The 17,171-nt window shown below is 54.1% G+C and carries 15 protein-coding genes; 3 read left to right on the forward strand and 12 right to left on the reverse strand.

Annotated elements, in window-relative coordinates:
- Window positions 1-115: 115 nt before the first annotated feature.
- From arnF to pqqU, 9 genes are all read right to left on the reverse strand, one after another.
- A complete protein-coding gene (arnF, locus tag ACMGGR_RS15455) occupies window positions 116-508 on the reverse strand; it encodes a 4-amino-4-deoxy-L-arabinose-phosphoundecaprenol flippase subunit ArnF (RefSeq protein WP_414147269.1) in 393 nt (130 codons plus the stop codon).
- A complete protein-coding gene (gene arnE / locus ACMGGR_RS15460) occupies window positions 508-840 on the reverse strand; it encodes a 4-amino-4-deoxy-L-arabinose-phosphoundecaprenol flippase subunit ArnE (RefSeq protein WP_246761417.1) in 333 nt (110 codons plus the stop codon). The genes arnF and arnE overlap by 1 nt, the downstream gene beginning before the upstream one ends.
- On the reverse strand, window positions 837-2,489 hold the full coding sequence (gene arnT, locus ACMGGR_RS15465; RefSeq protein WP_414147270.1) for a lipid IV(A) 4-amino-4-deoxy-L-arabinosyltransferase: 1,653 nt from the start codon (window positions 2,487-2,489) through the stop codon (window positions 837-839). The genes arnE and arnT overlap by 4 nt, the downstream gene beginning before the upstream one ends.
- 21 nt (window positions 2,490-2,510) lie before the next feature.
- On the reverse strand, window positions 2,511-3,404 hold the full coding sequence (arnD, locus tag ACMGGR_RS15470; protein WP_414147271.1) for a 4-deoxy-4-formamido-L-arabinose-phosphoundecaprenol deformylase: 894 nt from the start codon (window positions 3,402-3,404) through the stop codon (window positions 2,511-2,513).
- Complete coding sequence (gene arnA / locus ACMGGR_RS15475; RefSeq protein ID WP_414147272.1) at window positions 3,401-5,383, reverse strand: bifunctional UDP-4-amino-4-deoxy-L-arabinose formyltransferase/UDP-glucuronic acid oxidase ArnA; 1,983 nt, start codon at window positions 5,381-5,383, stop codon at window positions 3,401-3,403. The genes arnD and arnA overlap by 4 nt, the downstream gene beginning before the upstream one ends.
- Window positions 5,380-6,360 carry an undecaprenyl-phosphate 4-deoxy-4-formamido-L-arabinose transferase gene (arnC, locus tag ACMGGR_RS15480; protein ID WP_246761413.1) on the reverse strand — a complete coding sequence of 327 codons (981 nt, stop codon included), beginning with the start codon at window positions 6,358-6,360 and terminating at the stop codon, window positions 5,380-5,382. Before arnC ends, arnA begins: the two co-directional genes overlap by 4 nt.
- Window positions 6,353-7,501 carry a UDP-4-amino-4-deoxy-L-arabinose aminotransferase gene (gene arnB / locus ACMGGR_RS15485; protein ID WP_414147273.1) on the reverse strand — a complete coding sequence of 383 codons (1,149 nt, stop codon included), beginning with the start codon at window positions 7,499-7,501 and terminating at the stop codon, window positions 6,353-6,355. The genes arnC and arnB overlap by 8 nt, the downstream gene beginning before the upstream one ends.
- 564 nt (window positions 7,502-8,065) lie before the next feature.
- Window positions 8,066-10,459: a glucose/quinate/shikimate family membrane-bound PQQ-dependent dehydrogenase gene (locus ACMGGR_RS15490; protein ID WP_246761411.1), complete on the reverse strand. Its 2,394-nt coding sequence runs from the start codon at window positions 10,457-10,459 to the stop codon at window positions 8,066-8,068.
- 146 nt (window positions 10,460-10,605) lie between these two features.
- Window positions 10,606-12,720, reverse strand: coding sequence for a TonB-dependent receptor PqqU (gene pqqU / locus ACMGGR_RS15495; RefSeq protein WP_414148979.1), 2,115 nt, complete (start codon window positions 12,718-12,720; stop codon window positions 10,606-10,608).
- A 458-nt stretch (window positions 12,721-13,178) separates the two neighbouring features.
- Here pqqU and ACMGGR_RS15500 point away from each other — a divergent pair, with 458 nt between their 5' ends.
- From ACMGGR_RS15500 to ACMGGR_RS15510, 3 genes are all read left to right on the forward strand, one after another.
- Complete coding sequence (locus ACMGGR_RS15500) at window positions 13,179-13,556, forward strand: hypothetical protein (protein WP_414147274.1); 378 nt, start codon at window positions 13,179-13,181, stop codon at window positions 13,554-13,556.
- Window positions 13,557-13,594: 38 nt separating this feature from the next.
- On the forward strand, window positions 13,595-14,731 hold the full coding sequence (locus ACMGGR_RS15505; RefSeq protein WP_414147275.1) for an iron-containing alcohol dehydrogenase: 1,137 nt from the start codon (window positions 13,595-13,597) through the stop codon (window positions 14,729-14,731).
- Window positions 14,732-14,908: 177 nt separating this feature from the next.
- The gene (locus ACMGGR_RS15510; RefSeq protein WP_246761408.1) at window positions 14,909-15,325 is read left to right on the forward strand and encodes an RcnB family protein; all 417 of its coding nucleotides are present in this window, start codon (window positions 14,909-14,911) and stop codon (window positions 15,323-15,325) included.
- Window positions 15,326-15,398: 73 nt separating this feature from the next.
- Here ACMGGR_RS15510 and ACMGGR_RS15515 read toward each other — a convergent pair whose 3' ends face one another.
- The 3 genes from ACMGGR_RS15515 to ACMGGR_RS15525 all read right to left on the reverse strand — a co-directional run bounded on the left by ACMGGR_RS15515 (window position 15,399) and on the right by ACMGGR_RS15525 (window position 17,169).
- Entirely contained in the window at window positions 15,399-15,596 is a 198-nt protein-coding gene (locus ACMGGR_RS15515; RefSeq protein WP_414147276.1) for a hypothetical protein, read from the reverse strand.
- 527 nt (window positions 15,597-16,123) lie between these two features.
- Window positions 16,124-16,576, reverse strand: coding sequence for an RcnB family protein (locus tag ACMGGR_RS15520; RefSeq protein ID WP_246758645.1), 453 nt, complete (start codon window positions 16,574-16,576; stop codon window positions 16,124-16,126).
- Between the two features lie 188 nt (window positions 16,577-16,764).
- Window positions 16,765-17,169, reverse strand: a complete 405-nt coding sequence (locus tag ACMGGR_RS15525; protein ID WP_414147277.1) for a type III secretion system chaperone — start codon at window positions 17,167-17,169, stop codon at window positions 16,765-16,767.
- Window positions 17,170-17,171: the final 2 nt, after the last annotated feature.

Consider the following 17,171-nt stretch of genomic DNA (forward strand, 5'->3'; position numbering starts at 1 on the left):
TTTGTGCTGGCAACCGGACGAAAGTGTTTGAATGTAAAAGAGTATTTTATAAAGCAGGATTCAGGCAGGCGGCGCGGCGCTCCGCAACCAGCCCTGCCCGTTTTAAATACGCTGATTACTGCCCGCTGCGTGGCTTTTTCGCTGGCCAGCAAATAAACAGCAGCCCGCTAAAGATAAGCACTACCCCTGCCAGTTTCCCCCAGCGGAAAGGCTCATCAAGCGCCGGTAAAAAAAGCGCCGCGGCCCACACCAGGACATAGCTCAGGCTCAGCAGCGGATAGGCTTTGCTGAGCGCGACCCGTTGCAGCGCCAGCAGCCAGCAGAGCATTGACAGCGCATAGGCCGCCAGCCCGCCAGCCAGCCCGATGACGGCAGGAGAAAACGTTAAGAGTGCCGGGAAAAAAGCCGCCGGATCGCTGGCGGCAGGCAGGTTAATCATCGACCAGCGCATCAGCAGCTGCGCCCCGCTTACCAGTAAAACGCTACACAGCGCCAGTAAAATTCCCATCAGGCCCAGGCCCCCATCACCGCTACGCCCGCTACAATCAGGCCGATACCCAGCCAGTGCCGCACAGAAACGGGCTCTTTCCATAGCCAGCGGGCCGCCAGCGCAATAAAGATAAAATTCAGGCTCAGCATGGGGTAAGCTACGCCGACCGGCACCTGTTGCAATATTCGCAGCCAGACCAGCATCGCGCAGCCCAGCAGCAGCACGCTTAGCCCCAGCCAGAACAGCAAATGCCATTTCCCTTTCAGTAAGCCATGATGCGCCGCCTGCTTTTGGCAAAGCTGTCCGGCGCAGCTCAGCAGGCTGGCGAAAACGATCAGCAGAATATTCATGGCTGCTGCGAGTATTGACAGACGATCAGGCGTCCCTTGCGGTAAACGGCATCCGCCTGCGGCACATCAGCATCCGGGTTCTGGTTATCCCGCTGCACTATCATCACCAGCGACACGCTACCCTGTCTCCTGTGCTGCTGTAGCCAGGCGGCAAGCTGTCCGGCAGGAATAAACTTATGGCTGGCATCCGGATAGCTGAGGCCATACTGCACTTCGCCCGGCTGGGAATAGAGAATGATATCGCTACGCCGTAGCTCCCATGCCAGCGTAGAGGCCATGCCCGGTGTGTTCGCCAGGATAAAGTGGCTCGGGGCAAGCTCGCTTTTCATCTGGCGAACGAACTCCTGCGGCAGCTTGCCTTCTCTGACATGCTCCGGAATGGCCTGCCCTATGACCAGCGCCAGCGCCAGCGGACAACAGGCCGCCAGCAGCCAGCGTCGTTCGGGCGTTTTTAACGTTAGCAGGCCGCATAATCCCCACAGCAAAAACGCGCCCGCAGCCAGCACTACTCTGAATAGTTCATGATGGCCATAGACGGGATGTTTCGCCAGGCCCCAGGGCGCCAGGAAAATCAGTATCGTGACGGTGCAGAGCGCGCCGAACAACAGGTTGATCCAGCCGTTAACTTTTAACGCCTTTCCTTTGGCTGCCACTACGGCCAGCGCCTGTTGCGCCATTAAGGCGGCCAGCGGCGCAAAGCAAGGCAGGATATAGGTGGGCAGTTTACCTTTAGCGATGCTGAAAAACAGCAGCGGCATTATTGTCCAGCTCAGCAGATAAAAAGCGCCCGGCGTTTCACGCCGTTGCTGCCAGCCGCTGCGTAGCGCGCCGGGCAAGAGTCCCAGCCACGGAAGGCACCCTAACACCAGTACCGGCAGGTAATACCAGAAAGGCGCCTTATGCTGCGCGTTGTCTTCCGCAAAGCGCTGAATATGTTCAACCCAAAAAAAGTAGTGCCAGAAATCAGCTTCACGTTGCGCAATAGCAATGGCCCAGGGCGCACTGATCAGCGCTGCGCCAACGATAGCCAGCGGCCCAAACAGCAACAGCTCTTTGAAACGCTTTTGCATAATGGCAAACGGCAAAATAGCGATAACCGGCACCGCCAGCGCCAGGAAGCCTTTGGTCATAAAGCCCATGCCGCACGCCAGCCCCAGCAGCAGCCAGGCCAACACTTTTTTTGCCGTGCCAGGCGCGTTTATCGCCAGCCAGTAACAGCACATAGCCGCCACCAGCCACAGTGTGATCATTGGATCGAGCACCGCATAGCTGCCGACGCCATAAACCAGCAGGCTGCTAAGAAAGATGATGCCCGCCAGCAGCGCAGTGGCGCGCCGCTGCCAGATGCTGAGCGTGAGCCAGTAAACCAGCAGGGCGGAAAGCGTAATGGAAAAAACGGAGCCAAAGCGGACGGCAAAATTAGTGTGGCCAAAAATCAGCTGACTAATATTGTTAATCCAGTAACCGGCAATAGGTTTTTCAAAATAGCGAAGATCGAAAAAATGCGGCACAACCCAGTTACCGTTGACCAGCATTTCACGGCTGATTTCGGCATAACGGGTCTCATCGGGTTGCCAGAGCGGGCGAAACTCCAGCGGCACCAGGTAATACAGAGCAAACAGCAGCACCAGGAGAAGACCATTTCTCATTTTCATTGCTCCATTACTCCCCTACTCCATTAATTGTTCACATCCAAGCCATCCTTCACGACCAGCAAGGCTGCGCCGCACGATTTTTCCTGTCGGTAGATGGCTAATATTTTCAGGCAGCAATTCGCTTAGCGGGCAAAAGCAAATGCCCTCACGCTCGGCCAGCGTCAACAGCTGGTCAAACATGTCGCTCATGACAATGCCTTCTACTTCGGCATGAATAGTGTAAACCGGCGTGCCCTTATCCTCTTTTATCTTCCTGATAATAAAGTCGTTGAACGCTTCCTTGCTGACGGAAGAGCCAACTACTTCATCCCATGTGGGCAACGTGACCGGAATCTGTACCGTTCCCGTACCGCCATTTTCCAGCAGCGGCAAAAACGGTCTGCTGCCGCGGCAGTCGCTGTTATAGCTGAAGTGAAAAGGTTCCTTAGCGTCGACCACGCGCTGGTCGGCCCGCCAGCCCGCTACGGCTGAACAGGTGACGGGCTGGTCGATAAGGGTACTTAAGGCGTCCTTGCCCAGGGCAATCTGCCGTGACAGCTCGTCAGGCGACCAGACGCCTGCCCAGGTTTGCCAGGCAAAATGATCCCAGGCATGTAGCCCGACCTCGTGCTCTTCCGCCGTTTTTTTCAGAATATCGCGCTGGCCCTTGCCAATGATGCGGCCAGGCCAGGCGGTACCTGCCAGCAGAATGTCCCAGCCATACAGCGAGGCGGCGTTGGAGCGCAGCATTTTCCACAAGAACTTTGGCTTTAACAGACGCCATAAATGGCGTCCCATATTGTCCGGGCCAACGCTGAAGAAAAAACTGCCGCGGGTACGATGCCGCTTAAGGATTTCCAGTAGTCGGGGCACGCCATCACGCGTGCCACGCCACGTATCAACATCAATACGAAGCCCGACTTTTATCATTGAGCTTTTTCCACGTCTTCAACGGTGCGTAAGAAGAAGTCCAGCGTCGCGTCGATGGTTTTTTCCATTTTCACTTCCGGCGTCCAGTTCAGCAGGCGGCGAGCGTTACGAATGGCTGGCTTACGGTGTTCAACGTCCTGGTAGCCTTTACCATAATAGGTGCTGCTTTCAACCTCGCGGAAACCGGCAAACGGCGGGAAGCTGTCGCGCAGCGGATGACGATCGAAACTGGCCAGCAGCTGCTCTGCCAGCTCTTTAATGCTCGCTTCGTTGTCCGGATTACCGATATTGATGATCTGGCCGTCGCAGTTATTGTTTTTGTTTTCAATAATGCGGAACAGCGCTTCTACACCATCGCGGATGTCGGTAAAGCAGCGCTTCTGGCGGCCACCGTCGATCAGCTTAATCGGCGAGCCTTCTACCAGGTTGAGAATAAGCTGCGTGATGGCGCGGGAACTGCCGATACGTGCGGCGTTCAGGTTGTCCAGACGCGGCCCCATCCAGTTAAACGGTCTGAATAAGGTAAAGCGCAGGCCTTCTTTGTCGCCATAGGCCCAGATCACGCGGTCCAGCAGCTGTTTAGAAACGGAGTAGATCCAGCGCTGTTTGTTGATCGGCCCGACCACCAGGTTAGAGTGATCTTCATCGAAGTTGGCATCGGTACACATACCGTAAACTTCAGAAGTGGAAGGGAAAATAATGCGCTTTTTGTATTTTACGCAGTCGCGGATAATCTTCAGGTTTTCTTCAAAATCCAGCTCGAAAACGCGCAGCGGGTTGCGCGTATATTCAATCGGCGTGGCGATAGCGACCAGCGGCAGAATGACGTCGCATTTTTTAATGTGATATTCAATCCACTCTGAATGGATGCTGATATCGCCTTCGACAAACTGAAAACGCGGGCGGCCGATAAAGCGGCTAATCGCGTCCGAACCGATATCCAGACCGTAGACTTCGAAGTTATCGTCCTGCAGCAGACGCTCTGTCAGATGATTACCGATAAACCCGTTAACGCCAAGGATCAGCACGCGGGTACGGCGCTTAATAACGGAGGCAGGCTGATTGCTTAGCAGCGCGCCATTCACCAGCCCAAGCGTTTGCGCCAGCTGTGAGCCCTGCATGTAAACGCCATTCTCACTCTGGCCGGTGACCACTTCCAGCGCATCCTGGCCGCAGGCGATAATCAGCGGGTTGGCGGACAGCACGGTACCCGCTTTTGCCGCAGGCAGATCGCGTCTGACCTTACCTTTCCAGATAATAAATTTAGCCGAGCCAATATAGCCAAAAGCACCCGGCCACGGATCGGTGACGGCGCGAACCAGGTTATTGATAGTTTCCGCTGGCTTCGTCCAGTCGATACGGCCATCATCCGGCGTTCGGCGGCCCACGCGGGTAGCCTGACTTTCATCCTGAGGACGTTCGGCAACCTTCCCTTCTTTTAGCGCTGGTAGCGTCTCGCCCAGTAGCTGTTCGGCCGCAGCGTTAAGCTTGCGGTGCAGCGTCAGCGCATTATCTTCCTCGGCGATAGCAACGGTGTGCTGGGCCAGAATAGCACCTGCATCAGCGCGCGCCGTCATACGGTGCAGCGTGACGCCCGTTTCGGTTTCGCCATTTACCAGCGCCCAGTTCAGCGGCGCGCGGCCACGGTATTTGGGCAGCAGCGAGCCGTGCAGATTGAAGGCACCGGCGCTGGCGCAGTTCAGGATCTCTTCACACAGCAGGTTGCGGTAGTAGAAAGAGAAAATAACGTCCGGATTCATCGCCTTAATACGATCGATCCAGAGCGGATGATTGACTTCCTCAGGGGCAAAAACAGGAATACCCTGCTCCGCCGCCGTACGCGCTACCGAGGCAAAAAAGTGGTTTTCTGTTGCTGCATCCGCATGCGTAAAAATGGCTTCAATTTCATAACCCGCTTTCACCAGAGCATTAATGCCAATACAACCCATGTCGTGGTAAGCAAAAACTACTGCTTTCATTTTTTGTCGTCCTCAGAAGAGCCAGTGAAAGATGAATTAATAACGCGTTGAATAAAGTAGCGGGGGCGAGCACGGACATCGTTATAGATACGGCCGATGTATTCACCCAACAGTCCCATGCCCACAAACTGCGCGCCGATAAAAATAAACAGCACGGCAAACAGCATAAAGACGCCGTCGGCGGCCCACGCCGGGCCAAAAAACAGGCGTAACAGAATCAATAACAGCGAAAATGCGAACCCGGCCAGCGCAATCAGGCTGCCAACGACGCTAAGCATGCGCAGCGGCGTTGTAGTCAGACAGGTCACCAGGTCATACATCAGGTTGATCAGGCGCATCAGGCTATATTTGGAATCGCCAAATTCGCGCTCCGCATGCAGTACCGGGATCTCAATGGCCCGCCGGGCAAACGTATTGGCAAGGATAGGAATAAACGTGCTGCGCTCGTGACAGTGCAGCATCGCTTCAATGATATGGCGGCGGTAGGCACGCAGCATACAGCCATAATCGCCCATCGCTTTGCCGGTCGCGCGCTGGATAAGATGATTGATCATCCGCGACGCCTTTTTTCGGAACCAGCTATCCTGGCGGTTCTGCCTGACGGTGCCCACCACGTCATAGCCCTCTTCCGCTTTTTCAACCAGACGCGGGATCTCTTCAGGCGGGTTCTGTAAATCGGCGTCCAGCGTGATAATCAGATCGCCGCTGACGTGGCTAAAGCCAGCCATAATCGCCGAGTGCTGGCCGTAGTTACGGTTAAGCAGCACGGCGACCACATGGCTGCCCGGCTCTTCCGCCATGGCGGTCAGCATCTCAGCCGAGCTGTCGCTGCTGCCGTCATCCACCAGCACGATTTCATATGCCTGCGATAAGGTGGCGCAGGCGGTCGTGGTGCGGCGTACCAGTTCAGGCAAGCTTTCCTGTTCGTTATAAACAGGGATAACAACAGAAACTTTTTTAATGGGTTGTTCAGACATGGTGTTTCTCAGCAATTTCACGCAGCGCAGCAATAACGCGGCTTACATCTTCATCGGTCATACCGGGGAACAGCGGGATAGAACAGATACGGTCTGAGTTCCACTCCGTGGCAGGTAAAGAGAGCGTTGGGAAACGTTCACGGTAATATTTTTGCGTATGGGCTGCTCTGAAGTGCAGGCCGGTGCCGATATCGCGCTCTTTTAGCGCCTGCATCAGCTCATCGCGATTCAGGCCACAGCGCGCCTGGTCAACGCGAATAATAAACAGATGCCAGGCGTGCTGGTGTGGCCAGTCCGGCTGAGCCAGCGGTTGAAACGGCGTGTCGGCCAGCTCGCGGAGATAGCGGTTAGCAATTTCGCTGCGCCGCGCATTAAGCTCTTTGAGTTTGTCCAGCTGTACCAGCGCGATAGCCGCGTTGATATCGGCCAGATTATATTTGTAGCCAGGCATAATGACTTCGGCCTGTGGCGCACGGCCGTGGGTTTGCCTGTCGAAAGCGTCCACGCCCAGGCCATGAAACTTCAGGCTGCGAATGCGGTTTGCCAGATCTTCGTTGTCGGTGACGACCAGGCCGCCTTCCGCGCAGGTCATATTTTTAATGGCGTGAAACGAGAAAATGGCGGTGCCGGTCGCGCCAACGTGCCTGTCGCGATAGTAAGTACCGGCCGCATGGGCCGCATCGTCAATGACCGCAATACCATGGCGCTGGCCCAACGCGTGAATAGCGTCGATATCGGCAGGTGCCCCGGCGTAGTGAACGGGCACGATAGCTTTTGTCCGTGGCGTGATAGCGGCTTCAATCGCCTCTGGCGTGACCATCAGCGTGTCGCGATCGACATCAATCATCACCGGCTCGGCGCCCAGCAGAGCAATCATATTGAGCGTGGAAACCCAGGTGAGCGAAGGCGTAATAACCTCATCTCCCGGTCCAATACCCAATGCCATTAACGTTACGTGCATACCCGCCGTAGCCGAACTGACGGCAATGCCGTAACGATTTCCGGTAAGTTCACAAAAGGCCTGTTCAAGCTGCTGATTTTTAGGGCCGGTGGTAATCCAGCCTGAGCGCATCACTTCACTGACCGCAGCCAGCTCGTGTTCACCCAGCGCTGGCCGGGAAAAAGGAAGAAAGTGGGACACTATTAAACTCCTTTACCGATCGTCTGGAGGCCAATTTAGCAGATTGTGCGATTAACACCACTCGTAAAGCGGTTAAATCATTAACTTTTATTAACGTGACGTCCGACGATCATCTGTCTAAGTAACGACTTTTCTTTACTTCCCGTTCACATCAAATTCACACGAAAAGTAAGCTATTGTGGCATGAGATAAGGGTATTTGAATCAACAGATCCTGAACAATAAGTGAGAAACATTAGGAAAAGATTAAGGAAATGCGAATAAGGTAACAGGCTGGATTCTGAAAACAGCGCGGTTTAGGAAGGGTTTAGAATTGATGAGAAAATAAGCATGTCTCTAACGGGCTGTTATAAATAACTAATCGTAAGTTAAGGAACTTAAATATAAATTACGGGTCGCTTGATATTGCCGATTTTCACCGGTAAAAATGCCTGGCTGTTCATTACTCTCTCTTAGTCCATGACAGGCGCTTTGCTTATCGGGTAATAACAGATAAAAAAAGGGCGTCCCGTTAAGGACGCCCCTGATAGCCGTTATCGCTGCGGATTAGCTCCGCCAGGATAACTTATTTTTTCGCGTCGTCCGGCAGCGCATAGGCAACAATGTAGTCGCCCAGTTTGGTGCCGAATGAGCCGTGACCACCTGCCGCGATCAGCACGTACTGCTTGCCGTTCACTTCATAGGTCATTGGCGTAGCCTGGCCACCGGCCGGCAGACGAGCCTGCCACAGTTTTTCACCGTTGGTCACGCTAAACGCGCGCAGATAGTTATCCGCCGTCGCGCCAATAAACATCACGTTACCCGCCGTAGAGATTGGGCCGCCCAGCATAGGCATACCCATCTTGAACGGCAGCGGAACCGGTGAGCTGTCGCGAACGGTACCGATGCGCTTTTTCCACACGATATCGTTGGTTTTCAGGTCAACCGCAGAGATATAGCCCCATGCAGGCTGTTTGCAAGGGAAGCCCAGCGGAGACAAGAACGGATTCAGGGTCACGCCGAACGGTACGCCGTACTGTGGCTGAACGCCGGTTTCCGTGCCGCTACCGCCTTTATCGTTCTCGTTTGGCCACAGCGGGTTGTTTGGACCACGTGGGATCAGGCGAGAAACGAAAGGCAGCGCCATCGGGTTAGTAATAGCAATCTGACGATCGGTATTAACAGAGATACCGCCCCACTCGAACATACCCAGGTTGCCCGGGAACACCAGGGTGCCCTGCTCTGAAGGTGGCGTGAACGGGCCTTCGTAACGCAGGCTGTGGAACATTACGCGACAGATCAGCTGATCGTAAATCGTTGCGCCCCACATATCCGCACCGGAGAGTTTGTTCTTCGGACGATAGGTCAGCTCAGAGAAGTGCTGCGTAGGAGACACGTGGTCGCCTTTGGCAGCGCCCTGCGGCACGGGTGTTTCTGGCGCAGGTACAACTTCCTTGCCGGTACGACGGTCCAGTACAAAGATGTCGCCTGTTTTGGTCGGTACATAAATGACCGGAACGGTGCTGCCGTCTTTCACGGTGATATCAGCCAGCGTCGGCTGTGCAGGCACGTCCATATCCCACAGATCGTGATGAACGGTCTGGTAGAACCACGCCACTTTACCGGTGGTCGCGTTCAGCGCCAGCATACCGGTCGCGTAACGCTCCATTTCCGGTGTACGGTTACCGCCCCAGATATCCGGCGTTGCTACGCCGATTGGCAGGTAAACCAGATCCAGTTTGGCATCATACGAAGCAGGCGCCCAGGAGTTCGGTGAGTTCGGCACATAGTGCTGCTCGCCTTCCGGTACCACGTTCGGATCTTTCGCGCCTGGATCGAATGCCCACAGCAGTTTGCCAGTGTTGACATCAAAACCACGCACTACGCCAGATGGCTCTTTGGTGGAGTAGTTATCGGTTACCGCACCCGCCACCACGATAGTTTTATCGGTGATGATTGGCGGTGAAGTTGGCTCGTAAGCACCCGCACGGGCGTTAGGCATGTTCTGCTGCAGATTCAGCTTGCCGTTTTCGCCAAATTCCGGGCATAGCGCGCCTGTTTCCGCATCCAGCGCATACAGGTGACCATCGTTCACCGGCAGGATAACGCGACGTGAGCACAGCGCAGGCTTGCCGCCAGCTGGCACCGCTGCGGCAGCTGGCGTTTCATGATAAGAAACGCCACGGCAGGTTACGTGCTGGAAGGAAGGATCGGCTTTCAGCTGTGGATCGAATTTCCACTTCTCTTTACCGGTAGCCGCATCCAGCGCAAACAGGATCTGGTGTGGCGTACACAGATAAAGAGAATCACCCACTTTGATTGGCGTGACTTCGTCAGTCAGCTCGCCTGGATCGGTTGGGCGCTTCATATCACCGGTACGGAAGGTCCACGCTTCTTTCAGCTGACCAACGTTTTTGTCGTTAATCTGCGTCAGCGGCGAGTAGCGGGTGCCACCCTGAGTACGACCGTAAGCAGGCCAGTCGCCTGCAGCGATGCCGTCAGCAGATTTGTTAACGTTCGCAGCCTGTTCCGCGTTAAGGGAACCGTTGATTTCCTGCGGATCGTTAAACACGGCGTAAGCCAGTGCGATCACCGTTACCACCAGCACCGCGCTCAGCGCGCCGCGTGCCGCTTTGCCCTGAGACAGGCCACGGTAAACGAAAGGCAGTACCAGCCACAGGCCAAGGAAGAAGGTCACGTCAAGACGCGGTGTCAGCGCCCAGAAGTCAGAGCCTACTTCCCACAACGACCAAATCAGCGTTGCCAGCAGGAAAACCGCATACAGCATTAAAGCTGAAGAGCGGCGACGGAACAGTAGCCAGGCGACAACCAGCTCAACAACACCAGCGATGATGTAGTAGAACGAGCCGCCGAGTTTGGCCAGCCAGATACCGCCAATCAACAGGTATAACCCGCTGATCGCGGCAAATACAGCCGTAAGCATCACGAGAGTCCGTGATAACGGTGCTTTACTTTGCATAGTATGGACCTTACCAAAATTTAACGTCTTCGATTAAGCGCACAGGCTGAATCGCAAAAAACACCCGGTTTCATACTGATTATCCATCCCGGTGTTTTGAACCCGCCGTCAGATTTACACCTGGCGGCAGGCTGTTCTGGATTCTTTTACATAAAGGTATAGGTGAGCGTTGCACCGACGCCATAGTTGCGTCCCGGCGCCGGCTCGTAATAGCGTCCATTGCCTTCATTAACGATGACCGACCCGACATACTCTTTATCAAACAGGTTATCGACGCGGGCAAAGGTATCGAGCGACCACTTGTCCCAGTTAAAACGATAGCCGCTGTTCAGGCTGGTAACCGTATAGGATGGCGCTTTCGCGTCGTTTTCATCATCGGCCTGAATACTGCTCATGTAGCGAACTTCCGCCCCCGCATGCCAGCCCTCTTCCGGCATCCAGCCTAAAGAAGCGTAGCCCATATTCCGCGCTACGCCTGGCAGACGATTGCCGGAAGGCGTACAGCTGCCGCTGTCGCTACAGGTTTCATTACGATAGGTGGCGTCCAGCAGCGTCCAGGCCATCTTCAGCTGCCAGTTTTCGGCAAACTGCTGATCGAACGCCAGTTCCAGACCGCGACGGCGAGTCTTGCCCGCATTTTTATACACCGAGCGTCCGTTGCTGCTCTCTGCCACCACCAGCTCGTTATCGGTATTAGTCTGGAACAGCGCGGCGGTAAACAGTCCGTAGCCGACGCGGGTTTTGCTACCCAGCTCAAAGGTGTCGCTGGTAGAAGGCTTCAGCCCCAGGTTCAGGCCGGTCTCGCTACCGCTGATTGAGCGATAAGAAAGCTCGTTAATGGTTGGCGTTTCAAAGCCGCGACCGGCAGAAAAATAGAGATTCGAGGCATCCGTCAGCGCGTAGTTTAAAGAGCCCATCGGCAATAGCTTGTGGTAGCGCTTGCTGCCGCTGTCATCACCGTTGCCGGTCGTGACGTAATAATCTGTTGAATCAAAGCTGACGGTGCTATAGCGCAGACCGGCATCCAGCGTCCACTTCGGCGTCAGATCCCAGCTGGTTTGCAGGTAGGGATCGAGATTCCACATCACGTTTTTTTCGTTGCGGCGTAGGTTTCCCTTTTCGCCCAACAGCGTGCTGCCGTTCACCGTTTGATAGTTTTCAAAGCCCTGACGACGTTCGGTCAGCGTTTCATAATCCAGACCGCCCGTGACGCTGAACGGTACGGAACCAAGCTGGTCGTTATGCTTCCAGCGGGTATCCACACCGGAATATTTGCGTTCGAGTACGATAACGCCGCCCGGATAGGCAGGATTTTTTTGTACGGCAACGGGAATGGACTGGTATTGCGTGGTGTGCCGCTCGCCGTGCCAGGCAGTGAAGGTAAGCTGGTCGTTATCGCTCATTTCACGCTGATAGCGCAGGCCAAGCTGCGTCTGATCGAGGCTTTTCCGGGTGTTAAAAGTATCGCCACGCGGCGACTGGCGAGGATTGGCTTTCCACTCGTCGCGGGTCAGGCCACCCGGATCGTTGGCATCTACCGAAACCGTATTGAACATCAGCGTTAAGGTGCTGACATCATCAATGCGTACGCCGAACTTACCGTTGCCCAGGCTTTTTTGCGTACCGCTCTGATTGCGAAAACCACGCGTGGTAAAACGCGAACCGGAAATCATATAGTTCACATCACCAGCATGCGTGCCGTCGCCGGTTGCGCCGCTTGCCTTCACGCTGTTGCGCCAGCTGCCATAGCTGCCGTAGTAAGTGCCTGCGGTTAAGGTTGTCGGCTGACTGCCGGTCTCGCTGTCAATATTAACCACGCCACCCGAGGCGTTGCCGTAAAGCGCGGAGTAAGGGCCGCGCAGCACTTCGACTTTATCAACCGAATTGATATCAATGTTAGAGGTCTGCCCCTGGCCGTCCGGCATGGTGGACGGAATGCCGTCGACATAGACGCGCACGCCCCGTACGCCATACATAGAACGGCTACCGAATCCGCGAACGGAGAGCTGGAGATCCTGGGCGTAATTTTGTCGATTCTGGATCTGCAGGCCAGGCACGTTGCCCAGCGTTTCCGAAAGATTAACCTGCGGCGTACTGTTACGTAGCTGCTGACCGTTGACCACGCTGACGGCGGCTGGCGTATCCAGTTCGGAAAGCCCGCTGCGCTGTTTGATAACCATCAGAGAGCCTTCCTGCGCGGAAGCGGCGTCCTTTGACGCGGCCGTCGCCTGAGCGTGACCGACAGCAGGTTGTAGTAACACCAGCGGCGTTAATAAAAGAGCAGATTTTTTGTTCACAGGATTGGTTCGGTTGATAAAGTTGTTGCCAGAGTGCTTGCAGCCTGACGCCCTATTAAGCTTTTCCACACGGACTACAGCCGGTGCAGAAAAAGTATACAAGCTGTTTTGAAACTTGCCTGGTAACCCCCTGCAAAATAAGGCATCTGACGATTTTGACGACAAAAACGACCGTTAACCCGCAAGGAATAAGATGGAAGTATCAAAAGCGTCAGGATTGTAGCACTCAATAATCTGTTTGCGAACTGCTGTTAACTATTTAGCTGAACTGATTCAGCTATAAGCCACAAAATGATAATAGTTTTGCTACATCCCGTCCAGATCGCGGCTTTTCCCTTGTTTTTGTGCGGTTTTTACCTTTTCCGTAGCGAATAAAAACGGGGGGCTATACTTGGATCATTATCCATTGCTAAGGGACTACTATGCGCTGGCAGGACCATAAACTTTCTTCCTCTCTTTCGGCATTGGCCGTGTTGTTTCTTGCTTGCCAGCTGCTCACCGGCTGTTCATCGGGCGAAAAAGGCATGGTCTGTGAGGGAAAAATGGAAACGCTGAGTGGGCAGGCTTTAGGCAACACGCAGGGCAGAATTGTCGACCGCTTTACCTCTTTCCGCATTGCGATGGACAAACTACAGCTGGAGAGCGGGCCCCTTTACTCCAGTAATCCGCAGCAATATATTCCTTCTGCCGTTACCCGAGAAGGCTGGCTGGCGCAGCGGCTTTCCGACACTCGCTTCAGCGTGATCAATGCCCCGCAGGACAGAATGATTACCTTCAGCTGTCCTGCGCGAGCTATCTGATTGCCTTATTAACCCGCTTTTGTACATTAAGGACCGAAATGATCGTCAGCCAGATTGCAAACCGCCAGACCTTTTTTGGCCGCGGTAGCCTGCGTGAACTGCTCCCCTTATTAAGCCAGAACCCGCAGCCTACGCTGCTGTTTTGCGCCAGATCGTTTTTACAGGGTGAAGCATGGCAAAAGCTGAAGGCAGAGACAGAGCCGCTGCTGGTGGGCTGTGAAATAGTTCGCCATGAAGCTTCACCGGCAGAGCTTGACGAGTGGGTGGCGCGCTGGCGCGGAAAAGTTGCGCGAGTCGTCGCTATTGGCGGCGGCAGCGTGCTGGATGCGGCCAAAGCTTTTGCCGCACTGAGTCAGCATCCGCTGAATACGCTGCGCTATCTGGAAAAGGTGGGCGATACGCTAATAAGCGGCAATACGCTGCCCGTCATTGCCGTGCCAACCACCGCTGGCACGGGCAGCGAGGCGACGCAAAACGCAGTAGTAACGGATAAAGCCGAGATTAAAGTGAAGGCTTCGCTGCGTCACGCCAGCTTCGTGCCTTATATCGCTATTCTGGATCCCGATTTGCTACGCGGCGCGCCTGATTCCGTTCTTGCCTGCTGCGCCATCGATGCTTTCACCCATCTTTTTGAAGCTTACCTCTCTGCCAAAGGCAATGCGCTGAGTCGGCAGACTGCCCTGAGTGGTCTGCGCGCCTTTATCAGCGCCTGGCCTTTTTTAAATCACGACGATGAGCAGGGCGATTTTGCTCGTGAACAGATGATGATTGCCTCCTGGCAAGGCGGCCTGAGCCTCAGTATGGCCGGGCTGGGCGTGATCCACGGTATTGCTGGCGAGCTGGGAGCCATTAAGGATTACCATCACGGCGAAGTTTGCGGTCGCCTGCTGCTGCCTTTTTTGCAGCTGCTTAATGACAGCGAGAATGAGCAGCAGCAACAGCTGATGGACGAGCTGGCCGTCGCCCTGTTCCCTGGTTTTACGCTGCCTCCGGCACGTATGCTGGCTTCCTGGCTTCAGGATAAAGCGATCACGCCTTTCTGGCTGGATCCGCCGCCGCTGAGCCACGAGGAGATAGACTGGATTGTGGCTCGCGCCAACAGTAAAAATGCGCTGATAAATTATAGCGAGGCGCAGCTGCGCTTTATGCTGGAACAGGCTTTTTCGGTACGGTAAAGGTCAGGACGCCGATTGGCCAGCGTCAGGGCTGCAGGCGTTAGCTTTTTGAAAGCCAATCGTAAATTTTGCGTTAAGGCACGACTTCTTCGGATTATTGAGATTGCGTGTTGCCCTTCTGCCCCCCAGATTGGAACCGTTAACCAAAAAAAACATCAGACCTGCAAGGATATGAAAATGAAAAAGTCAGGCATTATTGCTCTTTCTGCGCTTCTGTTTACCACAACCAGCCTGAGCGCGTTTGCGGAAGGCCCACAGAATAACCAACCGCCGATCAAGCATGAGCAGCAGCACGGTAACGCTCAGCCGGAACGGCACGGCAACCCACAGCCGAACCATTCGCGCCCGGAGCAGCATCGCGAAGCACAGCATAACGCGCGTCCCGCGGACCACCGCCAGGATGAGCATCCGGACTTCCGCAGAGGGCGTCCGTTACCGGAAAAATACCGTGGCGAAGGTTACCAGGTAAATGACTGGCACAAACATGGTCTGAAAGCACCACCGGCAGGCCATCGCTGGCAGAAAATTGACGGTAACTACGTACTGATTGCCGTAGCGACCGGCGTTATCACTTCTGTTATTACGCACCATTAATCCGCGCCAGCGGTTTTCACCCGCGTAGCAAAAACAAAGGCTGTTCCGATAAGGAATGGCCTTTTTGCAGGTGCTAAAATAGTAAACGAGCAATGCCCAATCCTGTCCCCAGTACGATAAACAGTGCCGCAATAAGCCATTTGGTTTGTGTATTAACGGAAGCCTGCAACTCTTTTTTAACGCTTTCAACATCTACTTTGGTTGCATAGTTCGTCTTAATCACTGCCACATCAATCAGCAGCGTTTCGACTTTTGCCTCTATCAGTTCCATTCTTTTCACCATCATCGTTTCCTTCCGATCATTGTCCTTTCAAATCCTGAACCCAATGGTAATGAATGAACAGAATCCAACCAATAGGTTTCGATGCTGAAAAGTGCGGCAACGCTCTGAAAATCGAATGATAATTAATGAAACAAGGCAAAGGGAACCAGCGCGACCAGGTACGACAGATAAAATTGCGGCAGGAGGAAAGGTAGCAGGTAGCAGGTAGCAGGTAGCAGGTAGCAGGTAGCAGGTAGCAGGTAGCAGGTAGCAGGTAGCAGGTAGCAGGTAGCAGGTAGCAGGTAGCAGGTTAATAATACCGGCGGAAGAAAGTAATAACAGTGGAAGAAAGTAATAACAGCGGAAGAAAGTAATAACAGTGGAAGAAAGTAATAACAGCAGAAGAAAGTAATAACAGCAGAAGAAAGTAATAACAGCGGAAGAAAGTAATAACAGCAGAAGAAAGTAATAACAGCAGAAGAAAGCAATAACAGGTAATTAAAAGCGCCAGCCTTGTGGAGGCCAGCGCATAATCATTAGTGGAAGGCGTTATTTAACAGAATAGAAGTAATGACGCCTGTTGCGGCGGCAATCAACACATAGTTACCGTCAATATAGGCCCAGTGTTCGCCGCGCGGTGGCTCATGCAGGCCGCGATCGCGCCAGTCGTTTACGCGGTAATCGTCGCCACGGAAGTGAGGCGGCAGCGGTTGTCCACGGTGAAACTCATGCCCCTGCCAGGCAAAGCGGTCGCGCTGTTCAAAATGGTGGTCAGGACCATGACCTTCATGTCCTCGAAAATCCCCATGACCACGATCCGGGCCGCCTCTATCGTCACGACCATGATGCCCATCAGGTCCACCATGGCCTTCATGCCCACCTTGCTGGTGCCAGTCCTGTCCCGGAGGGCCTTCAGCCTGGGTTACGGTAGAAAACAACGTGCTCGCTGAAAATACAGTAATCAACAGCGCCAGAGTGGTTTTTTTCATGGTTACATCCTCAATTTGCTTACGGCTTCTGTAGCGCCGTTGGATAATACTATTGTCCAGATTGCGCTACAAAAACATATCTAACAGTCCTAAAACTCCCGTAATTACTGTACTTTACCGCGACTTAACCATCCCTTAACACTATGAGGAGAATGTGAACCTTTTCGTTGATAAAAATTTGTGATAAGTCAGGCTACCGCGCGATTTTCCGCCAAAAATTCGCCGACGTCGCGGACCTGGTTGATAAAACCGTCAAGCATACTGCTAAATCGGTCAGCATCCAGTCCTGCCAGCGGCAGCTGGGTACACAAGCGCAACCCCTCGTCGCCGTCTGTCGCCAGCCAGCAGCCACGCATCGCGTCCATCTCAAAATTTAATGCCAGCAGCATACGTAAGTATGGCTCTGATGTGCCAATCAGACTGGCTATTTTACAGTGAAAAATAATGCAGTCGCTGTCGGGCGGCAGTTCGATAACCGCTATTTCACGCTGGTGTTCAACCAGCGCGCAGACGCCGTTTTTCAGGCCAAGATTCAGGTTTAAACGTCGGCCGTAGTAGGCCAGATAGTGGTTGAGCTGTTGCGCTGCGGACATAA

It is taken from the genome of Erwinia sp. BNK-24-b (assembly GCF_047456155.1).
Classification (GTDB): Bacteria; Pseudomonadota; Gammaproteobacteria; order Enterobacterales; family Enterobacteriaceae; genus Erwinia; species Erwinia phyllosphaerae.